This is a genomic window from Acidimicrobiales bacterium (assembly GCA_035316325.1).
Taxonomy (GTDB): domain Bacteria; phylum Actinomycetota; class Acidimicrobiia; order Acidimicrobiales; family VFJN01; genus DASXTK01.
Genome location: DATHJB010000212.1, coordinates 61,101 through 82,551, shown reverse-complemented (window position 1 = coordinate 82,551; position 21,451 = coordinate 61,101). Strand labels below are relative to the sequence as shown.

Annotated in this window: 20 protein-coding genes; 8 read left to right on the top strand and 12 right to left on the bottom strand. The window is 72.9% G+C overall.

The genetic code is table 11. The features are described 5' to 3' along the window. The first annotated feature begins 94 nt into the window (after positions 1–94). The gene (locus VK611_27705) at positions 95–1,369 is read left to right on the top strand and encodes a hypothetical protein (protein HMG45149.1); all 1,275 of its coding nucleotides are present in this window, start codon (positions 95–97) and stop codon (positions 1,367–1,369) included. Positions 1,370–1,392: 23 nt separating this feature from the next. Beyond that, on the top strand, positions 1,393–1,596 hold the full coding sequence (locus VK611_27700; GenBank protein ID HMG45148.1) for a hypothetical protein: 204 nt from the start codon (positions 1,393–1,395) through the stop codon (positions 1,594–1,596). Here the strand turns inward: VK611_27700 and VK611_27695 are convergent. Both VK611_27695 and VK611_27690 read right to left on the bottom strand, forming a co-directional pair. Next, on the bottom strand, positions 1,593–1,928 hold the full coding sequence (locus tag VK611_27695; GenBank protein ID HMG45147.1) for a hypothetical protein: 336 nt from the start codon (positions 1,926–1,928) through the stop codon (positions 1,593–1,595). The genes VK611_27700 and VK611_27695 overlap by 4 nt on opposite strands. Further along, positions 1,906–3,363: an aldehyde dehydrogenase gene (locus VK611_27690; protein HMG45146.1), complete on the bottom strand. Its 1,458-nt coding sequence runs from the start codon at positions 3,361–3,363 to the stop codon at positions 1,906–1,908. Before VK611_27690 ends, VK611_27695 begins: the two co-directional genes overlap by 23 nt. A gap of 100 nt (positions 3,364–3,463) precedes the next feature. Here VK611_27690 and VK611_27685 point away from each other — a divergent pair, with 100 nt between their 5' ends. Continuing rightward, the gene (locus VK611_27685; GenBank protein HMG45145.1) at positions 3,464–4,687 is read left to right on the top strand and encodes a cytochrome P450; all 1,224 of its coding nucleotides are present in this window, start codon (positions 3,464–3,466) and stop codon (positions 4,685–4,687) included. 145 nt (positions 4,688–4,832) lie between these two features. Continuing rightward, a complete protein-coding gene (locus VK611_27680) occupies positions 4,833–5,501 on the top strand; it encodes a hypothetical protein (GenBank protein ID HMG45144.1) in 669 nt (222 codons plus the stop codon). Here VK611_27680 and VK611_27675 read toward each other — a convergent pair. Then, the gene (locus VK611_27675; protein ID HMG45143.1) at positions 5,498–7,507 is read right to left on the bottom strand and encodes an acetoacetate--CoA ligase; all 2,010 of its coding nucleotides are present in this window, start codon (positions 7,505–7,507) and stop codon (positions 5,498–5,500) included. The genes VK611_27680 and VK611_27675 overlap by 4 nt on opposite strands. A gap of 138 nt (positions 7,508–7,645) precedes the next feature. Between VK611_27675 and VK611_27670 the strand changes: the two genes are divergently transcribed. After that, complete coding sequence (locus tag VK611_27670) at positions 7,646–7,852, top strand: hypothetical protein (protein HMG45142.1); 207 nt, start codon at positions 7,646–7,648, stop codon at positions 7,850–7,852. Here VK611_27670 and VK611_27665 read toward each other — a convergent pair. Beyond that, positions 7,849–8,409 (bottom strand): plastocyanin/azurin family copper-binding protein, encoded by a 561-nt coding sequence (locus VK611_27665; GenBank protein ID HMG45141.1) that lies wholly within the window; start codon positions 8,407–8,409, stop codon positions 7,849–7,851. The two genes, VK611_27670 and VK611_27665, sit on opposite strands and share 4 nt — an antisense overlap. After that, positions 8,409–9,455: a DUF2330 domain-containing protein gene (locus VK611_27660; protein ID HMG45140.1), complete on the bottom strand. Its 1,047-nt coding sequence runs from the start codon at positions 9,453–9,455 to the stop codon at positions 8,409–8,411. The genes VK611_27665 and VK611_27660 overlap by 1 nt, the downstream gene beginning before the upstream one ends. 70 nt (positions 9,456–9,525) lie before the next feature. On the opposite strand from VK611_27660, the gene VK611_27655 reads away from it, so the two are divergent. Beyond that, on the top strand, positions 9,526–11,196 hold the full coding sequence (locus VK611_27655; protein HMG45139.1) for an amidohydrolase: 1,671 nt from the start codon (positions 9,526–9,528) through the stop codon (positions 11,194–11,196). A 66-nt stretch (positions 11,197–11,262) separates the two neighbouring features. On the opposite strand, the gene VK611_27650 is transcribed toward VK611_27655, so the two are convergent. Both VK611_27650 and VK611_27645 read right to left on the bottom strand, forming a co-directional pair. Continuing rightward, on the bottom strand, positions 11,263–11,463 hold the full coding sequence (locus tag VK611_27650; protein ID HMG45138.1) for a dodecin family protein: 201 nt from the start codon (positions 11,461–11,463) through the stop codon (positions 11,263–11,265). An 82-nt stretch (positions 11,464–11,545) separates the two neighbouring features. Further along, complete coding sequence (locus VK611_27645; GenBank protein HMG45137.1) at positions 11,546–12,931, bottom strand: trypsin-like peptidase domain-containing protein; 1,386 nt, start codon at positions 12,929–12,931, stop codon at positions 11,546–11,548. Between the two features lie 95 nt (positions 12,932–13,026). On the opposite strand from VK611_27645, the gene VK611_27640 reads away from it, so the two are divergent. Continuing rightward, positions 13,027–14,514: a HAMP domain-containing sensor histidine kinase gene (locus VK611_27640; protein HMG45136.1), complete on the top strand. Its 1,488-nt coding sequence runs from the start codon at positions 13,027–13,029 to the stop codon at positions 14,512–14,514. Here VK611_27640 and VK611_27635 read toward each other — a convergent pair. The 3 genes from VK611_27635 to VK611_27625 are packed head-to-tail and all read right to left on the bottom strand — an operon-like array spanning position 14,495 to position 16,200. Beyond that, complete coding sequence (locus VK611_27635) at positions 14,495–14,740, bottom strand: hypothetical protein (GenBank protein ID HMG45135.1); 246 nt, start codon at positions 14,738–14,740, stop codon at positions 14,495–14,497. The genes VK611_27640 and VK611_27635 overlap by 20 nt on opposite strands. After that, positions 14,737–15,585, bottom strand: a complete 849-nt coding sequence (locus tag VK611_27630) for a Clp protease N-terminal domain-containing protein (protein ID HMG45134.1) — start codon at positions 15,583–15,585, stop codon at positions 14,737–14,739. Before VK611_27630 ends, VK611_27635 begins: the two co-directional genes overlap by 4 nt. A gap of 48 nt (positions 15,586–15,633) precedes the next feature. After that, positions 15,634–16,200 (bottom strand): DinB family protein, encoded by a 567-nt coding sequence (locus VK611_27625; protein ID HMG45133.1) that lies wholly within the window; start codon positions 16,198–16,200, stop codon positions 15,634–15,636. 91 nt (positions 16,201–16,291) lie between these two features. Here VK611_27625 and VK611_27620 point away from each other — a divergent pair, with 91 nt between their 5' ends. Further along, a complete protein-coding gene (locus VK611_27620; GenBank protein HMG45132.1) occupies positions 16,292–17,035 on the top strand; it encodes an SDR family oxidoreductase in 744 nt (247 codons plus the stop codon). 3 nt (positions 17,036–17,038) lie between these two features. Here VK611_27620 and VK611_27615 read toward each other — a convergent pair whose 3' ends face one another. Together VK611_27615 and VK611_27610 are read right to left on the bottom strand one after the other, a co-directional pair. Continuing rightward, on the bottom strand, positions 17,039–18,559 hold the full coding sequence (locus VK611_27615; protein ID HMG45131.1) for an alpha-amylase family glycosyl hydrolase: 1,521 nt from the start codon (positions 18,557–18,559) through the stop codon (positions 17,039–17,041). Then, the gene (locus VK611_27610) at positions 18,552–21,329 is read right to left on the bottom strand and encodes an ATP-binding domain-containing protein (GenBank protein ID HMG45130.1); all 2,778 of its coding nucleotides are present in this window, start codon (positions 21,327–21,329) and stop codon (positions 18,552–18,554) included. Before VK611_27610 ends, VK611_27615 begins: the two co-directional genes overlap by 8 nt. Between the last annotated feature and the right edge of the window lie 122 nt (positions 21,330–21,451).

The following is a 21,451-nucleotide window of genomic DNA, read 5'->3' as shown; positions in this document are numbered from 1 at the left end:
CAGCTTTCGTGCTCACGGTAGGACTGCGCGTAACTTTAGTATTTGCCTACCGCGTGCAGCGGCGAGGACGAGGCAGCACCCTTGGGGGGATTCAATGGTCGACACGACCGTGAGCACAGCCGGCGAACCGCCGGAGTCGAGCCCGACGCGGGCGTCGATGAAGCCCGACCTCCTGTCGCTGGCGGGAGTGGTCTCGATCGCCGCCGGGATCATCCACGCCACGGCGGCCGGAGCCCACAGCGAGCACAAGCAGACCGTGTGGGCCTTCGCCGCCTGCGCCGTGTTCCAGATCGGCTGGGGTGCCCTGGCCCTGCTGCGGTCGGGCCGGCTGCTGGCGCTGCTCGGCGTGGTCGGCAACGCCGCCGCGCTCGGCGGCTGGGTGCTGGCCAAGACCGAGGGCATCAGCTTCATCAACGGCCTCGAGGAAGCCGAGGGCGTCCAGTTCGCCGACGGCCTCGCCGCCGGGTTGGCCGCGGCCGCCGTGCTGATCGCCCTGCTGCCGCTGGTCGGCACACCCCTGGTGGCACGCCAGCCGCGGCTCCCGCTGCTGGGCACGGCCGCCCTCGCCACCATCGCCATCACGCTGCCGGGCATGGTGGCGACCGGCAGCCACAGCCACGCCGGCGGCGGCGGTCACGACGACGCCTCGGCCCACGCCCACGGTGACGCTGAGGCGGCAACCGCAGGGGCGCACGACGACCACAGCACCATGGCGGCGAAGGCCTACGACCCCAGCCTGCCGATCGACCTGAGCGGCGTCGAGGGTGTCTCCCCCGAGCAGCAGGCGCGGGCCGAGAACATGATCGCCGTCACGCTGTCCCGGCTGCCGCAGTTCGCCGACACCGCCCATGCGTTCGAGCTGGGCTACCGCAGCATCGGCGACTCCATCACCGGGCACGAGCACTTCATCAAGTGGGACCTGATCAACGACGACAAGGTCCTCGACCCGGACTACCCCGAGGCGCTCGTCTACGAGGTGGCCGAGGAGAACCGGACGTTCACGGGCATCGAGGCCCCGCCGCCGGCCGGCACCCGCAAGCTGGTGTCGGCGATGTTCATGCTGGAGACGGGATCGACGCTCGAGACCGTGCCCGACCTCGGCGGTGCGCTGACGCAGTGGCACATCCACGACGACCTCTGCTTCTCCCCCGACCCTCCCGGCCCCGAGGGCCCGCGGGTGGCCGGCGTCACCGAGGTCGGCGGTACCTGTGAAGCGCCGCTGCAGAAGCTCACGCCCGTGCCGATGATCCACGTGTGGATCACGTCGCACCCGTGTGGCCCGTTCGCCGCCCTCGAGGGCACCGGCGCCGGGCAGGTCCAGGAGGGCGAGGAGCGCCTGTGCGACCACGCCCACGGTTCAGGCGCCTGACCCGGGGGTAACGCGCGCGCCGCATGCGGCTTCCCCAGTTCGCGTTGATGCTGGTCAGCGTCGTCGTGACCATCGTCTGCCTCGGTGCGGTGGGCGGCCTCGACACGGTCGAGGTCGCCACCACGTCGATCGTCATGAGCGGAGCCCTGATCGTCTGGTACCTCCGCCGCTCCCGCCCCCAGCCGGGCCCCGAGGCCCGCACCCGCACCCGGTCGGGCGTGCGCTAGGAGCCGCGGGCGGCGAGGTTGCGGCGGGACTCGCGGACGACGAAACCCGCGATCACCCCGACGCCGGTGACGATCACCGCCAGGACCGCGAGCTGGAGGGAACCGCCGCGGTCGCCGGCCTCACGGGGCTCGTGGCCCGAGTTCGGCTCGGGGATGATGCCCTGCTCCTCGTCCGGAGCGATGGTGCTCGGCGGCGGCTCCGGCTGCGCGGATGACGCCGCTGCGACCGGGAACGAGGCGGTGTACCCGGCCGCAGCGACGATCAGGAGCCCGACGAGGAGTCGGGCAAACCGGTGTGAGCGATGGTGGTCAGCTCGGTGGTTGGTAGTCACCAGGAAGAACGATGGTCTTGGTCTCCAGGAACGCTGCCAGTCCTTCGGCGCCGAACTCACGTCCGATGCCCGATGCCTTGAAACCGCCGAAGGGCTGATGGATGTCGATCGTAGCCATGGAGTTGACCCCGTAGGTACCGGTCCGCACCTGGCGGGCCACGTCGATGCCCCGCTCCACGTCGGTGGTCCACACCGAGCCCGACAGGCCAAAGTCGCTGTCGTTGGCGATCTTCACGGCCTCGGCCTCGTCGCTGTAGGGGATGACGGCCAGGACCGGGCCGAAGATCTCCTCCTGGGCGATGGTCATGGCGTTGTCGACGTCGACGAACAGCGTCGGCTCCACGAACCAGCCCTTGTCGAGGCCGGCCGGGCGGCCGCCGCCGACGGCGAGCTTGGCGCCCTCCGACGTGCCCTTGTCGATGTAGCTGAGCACCCGGTCCCGCTGCCGCTCGGCGACCAGCGGGCCGACCAGCACCGACGGGTCGGTCGGGTCGCCCACGCTGGTGGCCTTCACGGCCTCGGCGATGGCGTCGACCACCTCGGCGTAGCGGCCCTGCGGGGCGAGGATGCGGGTCTGCGCCACGCACGCCTGGCCGTTGTTCATCAGCGCGGAGGGCATGAGGGTGGGCAGGTGGGTGGCGAGGTCGGCGTCGTCGAGGATGATGGCCGCCGACTTGCCGCCCAGCTCCAGGGTGACCCGCTTGAGCTGCTCGCCGCAGATGGCGCCGACCTTGCGTCCGGCGGCGGTGCTGCCGGTGAAGGTCACCTTGTCGATGCCGGGGTGGCGGACCAGGTACTCGCCCACCTCGCGGCCGGCGGGCAGCAGCGACACCATCCCCTTGGGGAGGCCGATCTCGTCGAGGATCTCGGCGAGGATGTAGCCGTCGAGCGGGGTCTCGGGCGACGGCTTCAGGATGATCGGCGAGCCGGCGGCGAGGGCGGGGCCGAGCTTGCAGGCGATCTCGAACAGCGGCACGTTCCACGGCACGATGCCGGCCGACACGCCCACCGACTCCTTGCGCACCAGCACCGGCCCGAGCGCACCGGCACGGTGCTCCTCGAAGGGGAAGGTGCGGGTGACGTTGGCGAAGCCGTCGAGGATCATCGTGGCCGAGAAGACCTGGCCCATCAGCGAGAAGCTGGCCGGCGAGCCCATCTCGGCGGTGATGGTCTCGGCGAGCTCCATGGCCCGGGCGCCGATGGCCTGGCTGAGCTTGGTGAGGTAGTCGGCCCGCTCCTCGGCGCTGAGCTGCGGGTAGGGCCCGGCGAGGGCGGCCTGCGCGGCCTCCACGGCCCGGTCGACGTCGCCCTCGGCGGCTTCGGGCACCGTGGCGATCACCTCTTCGGTGAAGGGGCTGATGACCTCGATCGTGTTGGTCGTCGAGGGCGTCACCCATTCGCCACCGATGTAGAGCTGGTTCTTCGACTCGACCATGGTTCCCCGCTTCCCCTGAGTACGACGGGACCTGACAGTGCGTCAGGTAGTTTGCCACGCAGTCATCGCCGTCATGCACTCCAGGGGATCGGGGGGATCGATGGAGGTCTCGCAGCTCACGGCACCGCTGTTCGAGGACGGGTTCCTCGCCGGCGAGCCCCATCCGCACCTCGCGCGGCTGCGCGCGGAGGCGCCCGTCGCCTACGACGAGGCGCACGGGGTGTGGGTGCTGTCGCGCCACGCCGAGGTGACGACGGCCGCCCGCGACCCGGCGACGTTCTGCTCCGGGAAGGGGATCCTGCTGTCGGAGATCGGCGTCAACTACGACACGCCGCCGACGATCATGCACACCGACCCGCCCGACCACACCCGCTACCGCAAGCTGGTGCAGCCGGCCTTCTCCCCCGCCGCCATCCGGGCGTGGGAGCCGGCGATCCGGCGTCGGGCCGAGGCGGGGGTGGATCACCTCCTGGCGTCGCTCGACGGCGACGGCGACGGTGCGGTCGTCGACGTGGTCGCCGAGCTGGCCGTGCCGTTCCCGCTGCAGGTGATCGCCGACCTGCTGGGCATCCCGGACGACGACTGGCCCCGGTTCTACGAGTGGTCGGAGGCCGCCATCCCGGGCGCCACCGACCTGCCGGCCGACCGCATCGTCGAGCTGATGGGCGAGATGGTCACCTACCTGCTGGCGGTCGCGGCCGACCGGCGGGCGACGCCCCGGGACGACGTGGTGTCGCGGCTGGCCACCGCGGCGCCGGACGGCGACGTGCTCGACGATGCCGAGCTGGCGATGTTCCTGGTGCAGCTGCTGGTGGCGGGCAACGAGACCACCCGCAACTCGCTGTCGGGCGCCCTGGTGGCCTTCTCGGAGCACCCGGAGCAGTGGGCGCGGGTGCGGGAGGCCGTCGCCGCGGGCGACCGGGCGCTGCTCGACTCGGCCGTCGAGGAGATCCTGCGCTGGACCAGCCCCGTCGCCTACTTCCTGCGCACCACCACCCGCCCGGTGGAGCTGGCCGGCCAGACGCTCCCCGCCGGCGCCCCGACGATGCTGCTCTACCTGTCCGCCAACCGCTGCGAGCAGGAGTTCGGCCCGACGGCGGCGACCTTCGACGTCGCCCGCACCCCGAACCACCACCTCGCCTTCGGCTCCGGCCCCCACTTCTGCCTCGGCGCCGCCCTCGCCCGCGTCGAGCTCCGCGTGATGCTCGAAACCCTGGCCCCCAGACTCCTGGAGCTCGGCCCCGCCGACCCCCCGGAACGCTCGATGTCCCTGGTGATCGCCGGCCTCCGCCGCGCCGCTCTGGCCCTCCGCACAGCTGTCTGAGCCCGCCCGGCACGGCCACTACTCTGGCCATCGTCTGGCGGCAGCGGGAGCCGTAACCCGGGCAAAACGGCGTAACCCCGGCCGTTTGCCGAAGCAGGGACGGTTCCGGGGCTTTCGAGACGCAAGGTTAGCCGGGAGACGGCGGATGTCAACGATCAATCACGCAGTCATCGCCTCGCGTCTCACGGCCGAACGACTTCGCTCCTACACCGCATCGGCCCACGACCTTCCAGGCGCGATCCGGCTCTACGACTGGAACACGGCGATCAGCGGCGCCTTCCACGAGGACCTCGGCCGCCTGGAGGTCGTGTTCCGCAACGCCCTGGACACCGCCCTCGTCCGCCACGCAACGGCCCGCAACTGGCCGACGACCTGGTACCGGCGCAGCCAGCTCTTCCCCGGCAAGCCCGGCCGCCGTCCTCTTGCCGTCGTCGCCGAAGCCCGACAGCGAGCCACCCGCGGCGGCCTCCCCGAGTTGCACGGCAAGGTCATCGCCGAGCTGCCGTTCGGCTTCTGGCGGTACCTCTGCAAGGGCGCCTACCTGACCTCCCTGTGGGTCCCGGCCCTGGCGGCAGCCTTCCCCCTTCACCCCACGAGCAACGACGCCCGCTCCGTGCGACACGACGTCGACGACCGCATCCAGCGGCTGCACTACCTCCGGAACCGCATCGCCCACCACGAGCCGATCCATCAGCGCGACCTGCGACGGGATCACGAGCAGCTCCTGGAGCTGACCGGTTGGATCTGCTCCGACAGCCACGCCTGGATGGTGGAGGTGACGCGGACGGCGGGGGTGCTGGGGCGGCGGGCCTAGGGATCGATCGCGAAGGGGGTGAAGGCGTCGAGGGTCTCGGGGTTGGTGAGGCTGCCGCGGCTGGCGGCGGCGTCGGGTGGGGTGCCGGTGAGGATGCGTTTGACCGGGATCTCGAGCTTCTTGCCGGAGAGGGTGCGGGGGATGCCGGGGACGGCGTGGATCTCGTCGGGGACGTGGCGGGGGGACAGCTCGGAGCGCAGGGCCCGGGCGATGCGGGAGCGGAGGGCGTCGTCGAGCGCCGCGCCCTCGGCGAGCTGCACGAACAGCAGGAGGCGGCCCGGCCCTCCCCCTTCCGAGTCCTCCAGGTGGATCACCAGGCTGTCGGCCACCTCGGGCTGGGCGTCGACCACCGAGTACAGCTCGGCCGTGCCCATCCGGACGCCGCCCCGGTTGAGCGTGGCGTCGGATCGCCCGGTGATCACGCAGGCGCCGTCCTCGTAGAGCGTGATCCAGTCGCCGTGGGTCCACACGCCCGGAAAGCCCTCGAAGTAGGCGGCCCGGTAGCGCGAGCCGTCGACGTCGCCCCAGAACCCCACCGGCATCGACGGCAGCGGGGCGCTGATCACCAGCTCCCCCTGCCGCCCGACCACCGACTCGCCCTCCTCGTCGAACGCCTCGACCTTGGCGCCCAGGTAGCGGCACGGGATCTCCCCCGCCCGCACCGGCATCAGCGGGCTGCCGCCGACGAACGCCGTGCACACATCGGTGCCGCCGCTGATCGACGCCAGCACGGCGTGGTCGCCCAGCTCGTCGTGCACCCAGCGGAAGCCCTCGGGCGGCAGCGGCGCCCCCGTCGACCCGATGGTGCGCACCTTCGACAGGTCGGCCTCCGCCCCCGGCGACACCCCGGCCTTGCGGCACGCCAGCAGGTACGGCGCCGACGTGCCGAAGTAGGTGACGCCCACCTCGCCGGCCAGGCGCCACAACGAGCCCAGGTCGGGAGACCCGGGGTCGCCGTCGAACAGCACCGGCGTCGCCCCCACCAGGAGGCCCGACACCAGGAAGTTCCACATCATCCAGCCGGTGGTGCTGAACCAGAAGAAGCGGTCGCCCGGCCCGAGGTCGCTGTGCAGCGAGAGCGCCTTGCAGTGCTCCAGCAGGATGCCGCCGTGGCCGTGCACGATCGGCTTCGGCAGGCCGGTGGTGCCCGACGAGTAGAGGACGTAGAGCGGATGGTCGAACGGCACCGGCAGCGCCTCGACGTCGGCACCGGCCCCGCCAGCGGAGCTGCCGGGGTCGGCGAGCAGCTCGTCCCAGGTCAGCGACCCGTCGAGCCGTGCCCCCGGATCGAGGTAGGGCACGGTGACGACCGAGCGGACCGTCGGCAGGTCGGCCCGGATCGCCGCCACCTCGCCCACCCGGTCGATCTCCTTGGCGCCGTAGCGGTAGCCGTCGACCGCCAGCAGCACCACCGGCTCGATCTGCCGCAGCCGGTCGAGCACCGAGCGGGTGCCGAACTCCGGGGCGCACGACGACCAGATCGCCCCCAGGCTCGCCGTCGCCAGCAGGGCCACCACCGCCTCGGGGATGTTGGGCAGGTAGGCGGCCACCCGGTCGCCACGCCCGACGCCCAGCCGCTCCAGCCCCGCCCGGCAGCGGGTCACCTGCTCGGAGAGCTCCGAGGCCGACAGCGACACCGGCGCCCGGCTCTGCGAGTGGGCGATCAACGCCGGCCCGACGGCCCGCCCCGCACCCCGCAGCGCATGTGACGCGTAGTTGAGCGTGGCGCCGGGGAACCAGCGGTGCGCCGGCAGGCGCCCGGGCATGAACCCCGTGCGGGACTCGTCGCCGAGCACCATCTCGGGCGGGGTGGTCGCCTGGATGTCGAAGTACTCCCAGAGCGACCCCCAGAACGCCTCGAGGTCGTCGACCGACCACCGCCATAGATCCTGATAGCCCGCGAACGACATCCCCTTGTCACCGAGCCAACGGATGTACCGTCCGACCTCGCTGTGGTCCAGGACGTCGGCGGGCGGTTTCCAGAGAAGCTCACCGCGCTCCGACATTCCCCGAACATAGCCGTGTGATCCCACCACGCTCCGTGTAGGGCACTCGTCATCGTCAGCCACGTAACGTGACCGACACAACTTCTTGCGTAGCCGATCACGCCCGTGTAACTTGCGCCAACGACGAGACGTCAGCACATGAGCACGGAACGCGTCACCGGGCGGGCTTGGGGCAACCACACGACCCGCTGGCTGCTGGGAATCCCAGCTGCTACTGCGTTGTACCTGCTCACAGGGTGTGCGACGTCGCTGGCCGACACGAGCCCCGAGCGGATCGACTACTGCACCGAGGCCGACGGACGCAACATCGTCGACGCCGCCTCCGGCTGTATCCCCCGCCCCTAGCGCGGCTCCACCACCACGATCCCGTGCATCCCGTATTCGTAATGGCGGGGCAGATGACACGCGAACTCAAACTCGCCGACGTCGTCGAACTCGAATGTGGTGATCGCCAGGTCGCCGCCGCCGACCGACACCTCGCCCGGGATGCTCGCGTGCTGCGGGTGGGTGCCGTTGGCGTGCTGGACGTGGATCGCCGGCGGGCCGGTGATCAGCTCGTGGCCGATCGGGTCGCCGTTGTCGACCACGAACCGGACCCGGGTGCCCTCCACCACGTGGATCTCGTCCACGTCGTACAGCGAGTGCTCGATGCCGACCCGCACGGTGACGTCGCCCGGCCCGAGCAGGGCGGGTGGCGGCGCCTCGTCGCCCGTGATCGCCTCGTACCCATACCCGGCCCCCGTCGCCGCCAGGGCCACGACCCCGGCGACGACGACACGACCCAGCCGACCCCGACCCCGACCCCGGCCCCGGCGTCGGACCCCGGAGGGAGCGGCCGGAGCCGCCGGGCCCGCGGCCGCAACCGTCGAGCCCGGCGACACCTGGTCAGTCGAGGTGGCCATCAGATCGGCATCCGGCGGCCGGCGAGGCGGGAACGGCGGATGCCCAGGACCAGGGCGGCGAGACCGGCACCGGCGCCCAGGACCACGGGCCACAGGGCGGGCCCGGGGCCATCCAACTCCAGCCGCAGGGCCTGGGGAGCGTCGACGCCGGCATCGACCAGCGACGGTGTGGTATCCGGCTCGGTCGACGCCGCCAGGTCGAAGTCGAGGTCGCCCGCCGGCGTGTTCACCTGCAGGTACGAGAGCCACATCGACTCCGGCACCCACTCCATCCCCACGTCGGAGCGCAGGTCGTCGAGCAGCAGGTCAGACGCCGCCTCGCTGCGCACCACGTCGACGCCCGCGCCGCCGGCGAGCAGGTCGGGCTCCTCGTCGGTGAGCATGAAGACGTCGGCCTCCACCACCTGGTCGTCGTCGAGACCAAGGCCGAGGATGCGCAGCGGCACCCAGGGATCGTCGGTCGGGATCGTGGCCATGATCGGCGTGCTGTCGCCGGCGCCCTGGCCCAGCTCCTCGGCCCGATCGGCGTCGAAGCGGGCCGCCATGAACACAGGCGAGCGCTCGGCGTAGAAGTCGAGCACCTCGGGGGCGTCGGGGGTGAGCAGGAAGCCGTTCTCGGTGGCCCAGTCCCCCACCTCGTCGCCGCCGCCCTTGAGCACGGTGATGTCGAGGGCGTCGATCTGGGTCTCCAGGATGATCTCCGCGCCGGCCGACGTGTCGGAGTCGGCGCCCAACGAGGCGGCCGCCTCCGGAGCCGGCGGGGCGACCTCCTGGGAGAGGCGCTGCAGCGTCCAGTCGCCGCCCCTGATGACCTCGGTGGGCACGTCGGGCAGCGGGATGATCGACCCGACCTCCTCGCCCTCGCCCGTGAACTCGAAGCCGGTCACGTACCGCTCCACGCCGTCGCTGTACGCCGCCAGCGTGGTGGTGCGCAGCAGCTCGATCGAGCCGTTCTCGCCCACCAGGCCACCGCACGCGCCGGCCGGTGACGCCATCGTCAACGACAGCGGGACCACCGCCAACGCAGCTACCACTGCTCGTCGCATCGCAAGTTCCTCCACAACATCGAGGGTTTTCAGCGGGTAGGACGGCGGGCGGGTACGTTGCGGTTCCCACATGGTCCAGCATCCGGCGACCGATGCCCGCGGCGTGCTCTACCGGGGCGGACCCGTCGTCACCGTCGACCCTCGACGGCCCGAGGCCCATGCCGTCGCCACCCGGGACGGTCGCATCGTCGCCGTCGGCTCGGAAGACGACTGCCGCCGCGCCCTCGGGCTACCCGAGACCGGCGACCTCGGCGGCGACGGCCCGGCCGTGCTCGAACTTGCCGGCCGCGCCCTGCTCCCCGGCTTCGTGGATGCGCACCTGCACCCGATCACGATGTGCTTCTACGCCTTCCACCTGGACCTCAGCCCCGCCCGGTCGATCGCCGACGTGCTCGACGCCCTGTCGGACCGGGCCCAGGACACCCCGCCCGGGGAGTTCGTGCTGGGCGTGAAGATCGCCGCCGAGCAGCTGGTCGAGCGGCGGATGCCCAACATCGCCGAGCTCGACAAGGTGGGCTCCGGCCGGGCGGTCGTGCTGCTGGCCCGCGACGGGCACACGTCGATGGGCAACACAGTGGCCCTGGCGGTCGCCGGCATCCGCGGCGTCCGGGAGAACCCGCCCGGCGGCACGTTCGACCGCGACGAGCGCGGCCGCCTCACCGGCGTCTGCCGCGAGACCGCCACCCGGATCCTGCTCGGCGCCGTGCCGCTGCCGGGCCTCGACGCCCTGCGGGCGATGACCCCCGACGTCTTCGGCGGCCTTGCCGCCCAGGGTGTCACCGCCATCTCATCGGTGCTCCAGACCGACGCCGAGGGCCCCGGCGGCCCGGCCGGCGAGCTGGAGAGCGTCGGGATGATGATCTTCGTCGAGGACCTGTGGCTCGGCAGCCACGCCGTGCTCGGCGGCCAGCCGGCCAAGGCGATCGACGCCCGCACGTCGTCGTCGCTGCACGACCCCGCCCGGAACCGGGTGGTCGGCGGCGTGAAGCTCTACCTCGACGGCACCCTCGGCGCCCGCAGCGCCTCCCTGCACTTGCCCTATGCCGACGACCCGTCGGAGCTGGGCTGGCTGGTGCTCGACCCCGCCGTCGCCGCCGCCCGCATGGAGGCCGCCCACCTCGCGGGCCTGCAGGTGTGCATCCACGCGGTGGGCGACGCCGCCAACGAGGTGGCGCTCGACCTGTTCGCCGACCTGGCTGCCCGCTACCCCGACTCGTCGGGCACCAGCCCCCGCCACCGCATCGAGCACGCCTCGGTGCTCGACGGGGGGTCGGCCCGGCGCTTCGCCGACCTGGGCGTGGTCGCCGTGGTGCAGCCGTTGTCGCTGCGCAGCGAGGCCGATTGGCTGGGCGAGCGCCTCGGCGACGACCGGACGCCGTGCACCTACCCGTTCCGGTCCCTGCGCGACGCCGGCGTGGTGCTGGCGGGGTCGTCCGACGCTCCGATCGAGCCGCCCGACGTGCTCGCCGCGCTCACCGCGGCCGTCACCCGCCACGGCTTCGAGCCCGACCAGGCGCTGACGGCCGCCGAGGCCGTGGAGATGTACACGGTCGGCGGCGCCACCGCCCAGCAGCGCGAGCACGAGGCCGGCCGGCTCGTCGAGGGCTTCCGGGCCGACCTGGTGGTGCTGTCGTCGGACCCGACCACCGTCCCGCCCGAGAAGATCGCCGAACTCGACGTGGGGCTCACCGTGGTCGGCGGCCGGGTGGTGCACAGCGACGTGAGCCTCCCCGGCGGCTGAACGCGAAATTGCGTGGCAGGTGGCGCCATAGCGACCACGAGCCACGCAAGTTCGGTTTGCTGGGGATCAGTCGACCTTGAAGGTGATGGCCAGGCTGACCCGATAGTCGGTGACCCGGTTGTCGACGATCACCACCTTCTGCTCCTTCACCCAGGCGCCTTCGATCCCGTGGATCGTCTCCGACGCCCGAGCGATGCCCGTGCTGATGGCATCCTCGAAGCCCTGGGTCGACGACGCACTGATCTCGATGACCTTGGCGATCGACATCCGGTCACTCCTCAAGTCGGGCCCGCCATGCGGGGAGTCAACCGCAGCGCCGCCGGGATGACAACCACCAGGGGTAGCGCGACTACGACGATTCGTTGGGGAACGTCCCCAGCGTCACCTCGACCTCTTGCTCGTCGCCGTCGCGGGTGACCTGCAGCGTGACCTTGTCGCCCGGGGCGTGGGCCCGGATCCGGGCGGTGAGCGACGCCACGTCGTCGACCTGGTCGTCGTCGATGCCGGTGACGACGTCGCCCTCCTGCAGGCCCGCCTTGGCGGCCGGGCTGTCGGGCTCGACCGCGGCCAGGGTGGCCCCGGCGGTCGCCTCGTCGTCCACCATCTGGACGCCCAGGAAGGCGTGGGTGGCCTCGCCGTCGTTGACCAGCTGGTCGGCGATGTCGCGGGCCTGGCCGATCGGGATGGCGAAGCCGAGCCCGATGCTGCCGGTCTGCGAGCCGGCCATCTGCGGCGACGCCAGCGAGGCGATCGCCGTGTTGATGCCGACGACCTGGCCCTCGTTGTCGACCAGGGCGCCGCCGGAGTTGCCAGGGTTGATGGCAGCGTCGGTCTGGATGGCCGAGACCACGGCCGTGGTGGACGACGCGGTGTCCTCGCCCAGCGTGATGGCCCGGTCCTTGGCGCTGACGATGCCGGCGGTGACGGAGCCGTCGAGGCCCAGGGGGCTGCCCACCGCCAGCACGGCGTCGCCGACGGAGAGGTCGTCGCTGCTGCCGAACGTGGCCGGGGTCAGGTCGTCCTGGCCCTCGATCCGGATGACGGCCAGGTCGCTGGCGGGATCGCGGCCCTCGATGCTGGCGTTGGCGGTGGAGCCGTCGGGGAGGGTGACCTCCAGCTGTCCGCCTTCGGCCGCCAGCGCCACGACGTGGTTGTTGGTGAGGACGAGGCCGTCGCTGCTGATGATGACCCCGGAGCCCTCGCCGCTCTGGCGCCCGTCGGTGGCGGTGATCGACACCACGCTGGGCAGGACCTTGGCGGCAGCCTGGGACAGCGGCTCGTCGGGGTCGGCGGCGGCGGCGTTGCCGTTGTCCTGGGACACCGGGTCGAGGGAGCTGAGGGCGTCGCTGGTGACGGCATCGTGGGGCGAGTCGTCGTCGAGGGCCGTGGCGGCGACGGCGCCGACGGTCCCGCTGGCCAGGGCCAGTGCCACGACCAGGGCGGGGGCCGCGATCCGCCGACCCCGGCCACCGCCGCCGCGGGCAGGTGCGGCGGCGGCGCCGGGGTGGGTGGGCGGAGCGGGCGGCGGAGGAGGGCCGAGCGGCGGCAACCCGCCCGCCGGAACCGCCGGCACCGCCGGGGTGATCGGCGGGCCGGCGGCCGGGGGGGTCGGCGGAGCGACGGGGGGACCCGTGGGGGGCGCCGGACGATGCCGCGGTGGCGGCGGAGCGGGGCTCGAGTGCTCGGGGGCAGGGGTGGGGGCCTGGGGGTTGTCGTCGGCAGACGGGTCGGGCATGGCGTCATGGTGCGCTCGCGAACCTGAGACACCGCTGAGGGGAACCTCAATGTTTCCGCCGAATCCTCGGCCTGGAACGCTCTACGGTGAGCCGGGTGTGGAGAGGCGTGCCGCTCTGGCTGAAGCTCCTCGGCAGCCTGCTCGGCCTCAGCGCTCTCGCCCTGGCCCTGAACGGGCTGGTCGGGGCGAGGCTCGTGCGCAGCTACCTCGTCGACCGGCTCGACGCCCAGCTGCAGGTCGCCGTCCGGCCCATCGACGACGGCCTGGCCGACACCGCGCCCGCCGACCTGCCCAGCCCCTTCTACGTGAGCCTGGTCAGCCCCTCCGGGCGGGTGGTGGACGAGCGCTGGGCCCCGCCGTCGCCCGACGAGGCCGCCCCGGCACTGCCGTCGCTCACCCTCGAGGATGTCCGTGAGCTGGGCAGACGTCCGTTCACCGTCGCCGGCGCCGGGGGCGAGCCCGACTGGCGGGTGGTCGTCGAACCGGTCAGCGATCGGGCCGGCAGCCTGGTCGTCGCCCGCAGCCTCGACGACGTCGACGCCACCGTCGCCCGCCTCGGCCGGGTGAGCCTGGTGGGTGGCCTCGCCCTGCTCGGCGCCCTGGCCGCGGCCGCCTACCTGGTGGTCCGCCGGTCGCTGCGCCCCCTGCCCGGCATCGAGGCGGCGGCGCTGGCCCTTGCCGAGGGCGACTGGGGCCAACGGGCACCCGAGGCCGACCCCCACACCGAGCTGGGCCGCATCGGACGGGCCTTCAACACCATGGCCGACCAGGTGCAGTCCGCGGCCCTGGGCCGGGAGCGGGCCGAGGGCGTGGCCCGGCAGACCGACCGGCGGCTGCGGCAGTTCGTCGCCGACGCCTCCCGCGAGCTGCGGGCGCCCCTCATGTCGCTGCGCAGCTTCACGGAGGCCGGCCGCCACAGCGCCCGCGTCGACCCGGACACCATCGACGACGTGCTCCGCCACGTCGAGCGGGAGTCGCTGCGCATGGGCCAGCTGGTCGACGACATGCTGCTGCTCACCCGACTCGACCAGCGGCACCCGCTCGAGACCGCGCCCGTCGACCTGGTGCTGGCCGCCCGCGACGCCGCCGACGCCGCCCGGGTGGTGGCCCTCGACCGGCCGATCGTGTTCGTCGGGCCGGAGGCGCCGCTGGTGGTGCAGGGCGACGAGATCCGCCTGCGCCACGTGGTGACCAACCTGGTGGAGAACGCCCTGACCCACACGCCGGGCGGCACCAAGGTGGAGGTGGCGGTCGGCCGCACCCGGCGCGACGACCAGGGCTGGGCCGAGCTGGAGGTGCGTGACGAGGGGCCCGGCCTCACCACCGACCAGGCCGAGCGGGTCTTCGACCGCTTCTACCGGACGGACCAGGCCCGTCACCGTCCCGGTGGGGGCGCCGGGCTGGGGCTCGCCATCGTCGACGCCATCGTCACCGCGCACGGCGGGATCGCCGAGGTCGACGTGTCGTCCGGGGAGGGCACCACGTTCCGGGTGCTGCTCCCCGTCGCCGACGAGGTCGAGCCCCCGGACCGGCTACCGGTGCCCCTCGCGGCGCCGGCCCCGGTCAGTCGGCGTGGCGGGTGAGCTGCTCCAGAGCGTCGATCAACTGCTCGTTCGACGGCACGTCGAGCACGTGGCCCAGGCGCCCGAACAGGTCGGCCAACGCCTGACGCTGGCCCGGGTGCTCCACCGGCACGCGGTCGAGGTCGACCTTCAGCAGCCAGTCGAACAGCACCACGGCGTCGGCCTCCCAGAGCCGCACGTCCACGAAGTCGAGATCGCCCACCAGGTGCCTGCCTTCCTCGGTCACCCGCGGGAGGGTGACGTGCCGAGGCTCAACGTAGCGGTACGGCTCTCGCCGTCGAACACGAGCGTGAAGTCCTGGCTCAGCGCGTCCATCACCCCGAGCAGCCGAGCGCTGGCGCGCACGCACTCCACGCAGATCCGGGCGGTGGTGCCGGCGACGAACCGGTCGCCGTGGCCCAGCTCCCCCTCGCAGAACGAGCAGGCGTGGGCCCGGGGCGCCACCTCGCCGTTGGTGGCGCGGCGCCGGTGCCGGATCGCCGGCCCCTCCGGCTCGTCCGACTCCTCGGGGTCGGCCGTGGCGACGTCGGTGGCCGTCCGCGGGTCGTCCCGCAGGTCGACCTCGGCCGGCTGCTTGATCGCCAGGCGGTGGCCGGCGCTGATCGCCGTCCGCCGGTCCGGCGGCGGCGACGGCGGCTGCTCGCTGTCGAGGCCCACCGCCACCTTGCGGCGCAGGCCGGCGAGGTCGACGCCGAGCGACTCCAGCGCCCGCACCCCGTTGCCCTGCCCCAGCCGCAGCAGGCCCAGCAGCAGGTGGCTGTTGGCGACGTAGTGGTGCTCGACTCCGAACGCCTCCCGCACGCTCAGCTCGAAGGTGTGCCGCACCCGGGCCGTGTAGGGACCTTCTTCCCAGGAGGTCGACGCCGTGTCGCGGCCGACCACGTCGGACACCGCCACCCGGGCCCGTTCGAGCGTCACCCCCTCGGAAGCCAGGGCGGTCGCCGTGCTGCCGGCCGTGGCCAGGGCGATCAGCGCGTGCTCCGTGCCCACGTAGTCGTGCCCGAGGAGCCGGGCCTCCACCAACGCGCGCACGACCGTGCGCCGAGCCTCGTCGCTGAACCGCTCGAACATGCCCGCATCCCTATCCGTCGCCCGTCCTGCCGGAACGACGCTAGTGCACTACCGACCGCGCGCGGCCCGGAGGACTCGGCCGACGTCGAGGAGGTGGTGGTGGCCCTCGTGGACCGTGTGGCGGCCCAGCCAGCGCATGTCGCGCTCGGTCGGTTCGGGGTAGCCGTACAGCGCCCGGCGGGCCCACTGGTCGGCGTCGAGGACCGCGAACCAATCGGCGAGCGCCTCACCGTTGGCGGCCAGCTGGTCGGCGACGGCGAGCGGTGCCTGCTCGTTGTAGCGGTCGTCCACCACCCTCTCCTCCCGCCCCATCGGCGTGTAGGAGGGCACGTCCTCCGCCAGGGCCAGCTCCAGCCGCTCCCGCTGCACCTGGAGGACGTCACGGACGTGGCAGGCGTACTCCAGCGCCGACCAGACCCCGGGCGTCGGGTGCGCCCGCACCAGGGCGTCGAGGTCCTCGCCCTTCAGTCCCCGACTCAGGGGCGTCCGGTAGCGACGGCCCAGGTCGCGCAGCCGCTCGGGCACCTCCGCGTCGGTGAGGCCGTCGTAGTCGAACCCGCACTCCTCGCAGACCCCGTCGACCGCCGGCATCGTCGTGTCGCTCGCGTCGCTCATGGGCTCATCCTGCCTCCCGGTAGGGTCCCCGTACCGACCACCCCGCCGCCGCCCCAAGCGGTCTCGGGCTTCGCCGAGGCAAACTGTCACCATGGACTTCGGACTCGCCGGACGCCGGGCCGCCGTCGCCGCCTCGTCCGCCGGCCTCGGCCTCGCCTCCGCCCGGGCGCTGGCGGCCGAGGGGGTGCGGGTGGCGATCTGCGGCCGCGACCCCCACAAGCTGGCCGCGGCCGTCGCCGACCTGCCCGACGCCATCGCCCTGCAGGCCGACGTGTCGACCGTCCCCGGCGCCCTCAGCTTCGTGGAGGAGGCCACCGTCGAGCTCGGCGGGCTCGACATCCTCGTGCCCAACGCCGGCGGTCCACCGCCCGGGACGTTCGAGACCACCCCGCTCGAGGCCTACCTGCCCGCACTGGAGCTCAACCTGCTGTCGACGGTCGCCATGTGCAAGGCCGCCGTGCCCGCCATGTGCGAGCAGGGCTGGGGGCGGGTGGTGGCCATCACCTCGATGGCGGTCCGCCAGCCGAACCCGATGCTGATCCTGTCGAACACGGCGCGGGCGGGGGTCACCGGGTTCCTCAAGACCCTCGCCACCGAGGTCGCCGACAAGGGCGTCACCGTCAACTCGGTGCAGCCCGGCATCCACGCCACCGACCGGATGACCCAGCTCTACCGCGGCAACCCGGAGGACGCCGCGGCCGACATCCCGGCCAAGGTGGTCGGGCAGCCGGAGGACTTCGGTGCCGTGGTGGCCTTCCTGTGCTCCGACGCCGCCCGCTTCGTCACCGGCACGGCGATCCCCGTCGACGGCGGCGCCTTCCGGGGCCTGCAGTAGGTCTCAGCGGAGTACGACGGCCTGGAAGGGGGCCAGCTCGCCCCCGTAGCGCTCACCCTCAGGCCCGACGCTGGCGACCTCGACCGTCCACTCCCCCGCCGGCAGCTCCCACGCCCGGGGCTCGTCGGCGAAGTTGACGGCCACGACCCGGCGGTCGGCGCCGTCGCTCGCGGTCCGCACCCACGCCAGCACGTCGTCGTCGCTCGGGAGCAGCGTCATCTCGCCCGCGTGCAGCGCCGGCGACTCCCGGCGGGCCGCCAGCATCCGGCGGTACAGGTGCAGGATCGACGACGGGTCCTCACGCAGAGCTGCGGCGTTGCGGGTGTCGGCGCCCGGTGGCCACGGCAGCCACGGCGTCGTGTCGGTCCAGCCGTACGACGGCGGGCCCTCCCACGGGATCGGCGCCCGGCAGCCGTCACGGAAGCCGGCCGGGTCCTCGACCTGCTCGGGCGGCACCACGGCATCCTCCAGCCCCAGCTCGTCGCCCGCGTAGACGAACGCGGTCCCCCGCAGGCCCAGCAGCAGCACGACCGCGGCCCGAGCCGACTCGTCGCGCCCCAGCCGGGTGCGCAGGCGGGCGATGTCGTGGCTGCCCAGCACCCACGTGGGCCAGGCGTCGACCGCGGCGTGGGCGGTCAGCGCCTCCTGCAGGTGCTCGCGCCACGTCGCCGCCGTCCAGTCGGACCACAGCGGCACGAAGTCGAACGCCAGGTGCAGCTCCCCGGCCTCGCGGCCGATGTACGTCGTCACCTCGGCCACGTCGAGGATGTACACCTCGCCCACCGCCACCCGGTCGCCGGGGTACGAGTCGACCACCTTGCGGATGCCCCGCAGCAGCTCGTGGGTGCGGGCGGGGTCGACCGGGCTGCCGACCCCGGCGGTGACCCGGCGCATGTCCTTGCCGATCTGGTGGATGACGTCCATGCGGAAGCCGTCGACGCCGCGGTCGAACCAGAACCGTAGGGTGTCGTGCATCGCCGCCACGACCTCGGGGTTGGCCCAGTTCAGGTCGGGCTGCTGAGGCGTGTAGCGGTGGTAGTACCAGGCCTCGGTGCCCTCGTCCCACGCCCAGGCGGCACCGGCGGGGAACGCTGCCGGCCAGTCGTTGGGCGGCGCGTCGGGCGTGCCGTCGACCCACAGGTACCAGTCGCGCCGGGGGTCGTCACGCGACGAGCGGGACGCCAGGAACCAGGGGTGGGCGTCGCTGGAGTGGTTGGGCACCCAGTCGAGCAGCACCCTCAGGTCGCGCTCGTGGGCCTCGGCCAGGAGGTGGTCGAAGTCGTCGAGCGTGCCGAACAGCGGCTCGACGTCGCAGTAGTCGGCCACGTCGTAGCCATGGTCGGCCATCGGCGACGGGTAGATCGGCGACAGCCACAGGGCGTCGAAGCCGAGCCAGGCGATGTGGTCGAGCTGGGCGCGGACGCCGTTCAGGTCGCCGACGCCGGTGCCCGACGTGTCGCGCAGCGACCTTGGGTAGATCTGGTAGACGACGGCGTCCATCCACCAGGGACGGACGTCACCCATCTTCGGTTGGTGCGTCGTCTTCGCCGAGGAGCTCGGCCATCTGCTCGACCACGAGGGGGATCAGAGCAGGCGTGGCGTAACGGCGCAGAGCCTCGGACAGCTTGGCGGCGACGGCGCGGGCCATCTCCTGGTCGAGGCCGGCGAAGGCGTCCCGATGGAACGGTTCGACCCGCAGGTCGATGGGGGTGGGCTCGGACACGGACCTCGTCGATGTCGGGGCCAGCAGCGGCGGCGGGGGCGGGGGTGGAGGGGGTGGCGGGGGCAGCGGGTGCTCGACGCCGGGGCCGGGCCCGACGCCGTTGTTGCGACCGGGGGCCAGGTACGCGGGCGGGGCAGGCGGCGGCGCGGCGGCGGGCGGCTGGATCGGGACGTCGTACTCGGTCGGGGCGTAGGGATCGGTGGTCGTCGGCGCCGCGGCGGCGGCCGGCTGCGCCTGGATCTCGTGCCGCGACGGGAACGGGTCGGGCGGGGCCAGGAAGCCACGGCCGGGAGAGGACGGCGGCGGGGGCGGGGGCGACGGCGGCGGGCCGAGCGCCCCGGTGCCGAACGCCTCGGAAGGCTCCGCAAGCGAGAGGGCCATGCCGAACGGGTCGGTGTCGGTGTTGACCGGGGCGGGCAGGTCGCTGTCGAGGCCCAGCACCTTGGGCAGGGGCTCGGCGTGGACCAGGGCGAGGCGGCGGGTCGGGCGGGTCAGCGCCACGAACAGCGCCCGCAGGCCCTGGGGCGACTCGGCCGCCACCTGCGCCGGCTCCACCACCACGACGTTGTCGAACTCGAGGCCCTTGGCCTGCTCGGCGCCCAGCGCCACGACGTGCGACGGCGAGCCCGACTGCAGCTCGGCGCTGCACGGCACGCCCGCGGCGACCAGCGCGTCGGTGACGGCCGCCCGGTCGCGCTCGGACGTGACCACCCCCACCAGGCCGTGGCCGATCAACCCCCGCACCACGTGCACCGTGGCGTCGGCCAGCTGATCCGGGCGAGCGGCCGTGACCGCCACCGGATAGCCGCTCGACCGCAGCGGGTCGGGTCGCTTCAGCCGGGGCGCGATCTCGGGGAGGAGACGCATCGCCACCTCGTGCACCTCGCTCGGCAGCCGGTACCCGAGCGACAGCTCCGCCAGCTCGATGGGCACCCGGTCGCGCCGCAGGTGCAGCGCCACCTCCTCCCACGACGCCGGGGCCCACGGGCTGGTGGCCTGGGCCAGGTCGCCCAGCACGGTCATCCAGCCGGTGCGGGAGCGGCGCCGGATCGACTCGAACTGCATCGGCGACAGGTCCTGCGCCTCGTCCACCACCACGTGGTCGTAGGTGGGCGGCGGGCCGTTGAGCAGCGTCTCCGCCAGGTCGAGCAGCGGGATGTCGTCGATCGCCCAGGGCCAGTCGGCCACGGGCAGGTCGCGGGGCAACAGCAGCAGGTCGATCTCTTCGCTGGTGAGCAGGCCCGCGCCGGCCGCCTCGAGCCGGCTCCGGGTGGAGAACAGCTCCACCAGGAAGCTCTGCGGCGTCAGGTGGGGCCACACCCGCTCCAGGTAGTCGTCGATCTCGCGGCCGGCCTCGCCCCGCAGGTCGATCTCGTAGGAGCCCCGGTCGTGGGTGGTCCGCTGGGTGGTGAGCTGCCGCTGCACCTCGTCGATCACGAACGACCGCAGGCCCCGGCGGATGTCGTTGTGGGGCTGGCCCGCCAGCTGCCGCGCCCGCACCGCCAGCTTCTCGCCCTCGAACTGCACCTGCCGCCGCTCGACGGTGAACTCCACGATCCGCCGCGACACCCGCTCGCGGTTGCGGATGGCCCGCAGGATCAGGCGCAGCATCCGGCGGTCGCCCTTGAGGCGCCGCACGACGACGGGGTCGACCCGTGCCAGCTTCACCCGCGGCCCCAGGCCCGTGAGCGGCAGCTGCACCACCGAGTCGTCACCCAGCGCCGGCAGGACCGCGGAGATGTAGCGGATGAAGCCCTTGTTGGGACCGACGATCAGCACGTCCTTCTCGGCGAGCTGGTCGCGACGGTTGTAGAGCAGCCACGACACCCGGTGGAGCCCGACGACGGTCTTCCCGGTGCCCGGCCCGCCCTGCACGATCAGCAGCTGCTCGGCGTCGCGGGTGATGACGTCGTACTGGGCGGCCTGGATGGTGGCCACGATGTCGGCCAGCTCGCCGGAGCGCTCGCGGCTGAGCGCCTCCAGCAGGGTGTCGGTCATGACCAGGCCGTGGCGGGACAGGTCGGGCTCGTCGCTGTCGCTGTGGTGGGCGGCGGCGGCGTCACGCTCGTAGTCGCGCTCGTAGTCCTGATCGCGGTCGTGGTCGCGCTCGTAGTCCTGATCGCGATCGTGGTCGTGGTCGTGAGCGCGGGCGCCGTTCGACGCGATCATCTCCTCCACCCCGGCGAACACCAGCTCCTCGATGTCGAGGATCCGGTTCTCGCGGCAGCGGAAGATGCGGCGCCGGTCCAGCCCACCCGGATCGTCGGGTGTCGCCGTGTAGAAGGGCGCCGCCACCGGCGCCTGCCAGTTGACGACCACGAGGTCGTTCTTCTCGTCCCAGATGGCGCCGCGGCCGATGTAGTACGGCGTGCGGTCGACGTCGATCCGCCCGAAGGCGACCGACTGGGCCGGGTCGACCACCCCGAGGGCGCCGACGCGGCGACGCAGCTCGGCGGCGGTCTTCGGATCCGCGACCAACGAGGCGGCACGGTCGAGGTTGGCGTCCAGCCGCTCGCGCAGGTCGAGGGCGTGATCGAAGTACGCCTGCTCCTCCGGTGTCTCCGGATGCATCGATCTCCCCAGGGGGTGCCCGCGCTCTGGTTTGCCTTCCCCGCACACTACCCCGCGCGACAATCCCGCTACTGCGGTACCCCTTCGGACCCCTTCCTGCCCGATTCGAGCCGGATCTCCTG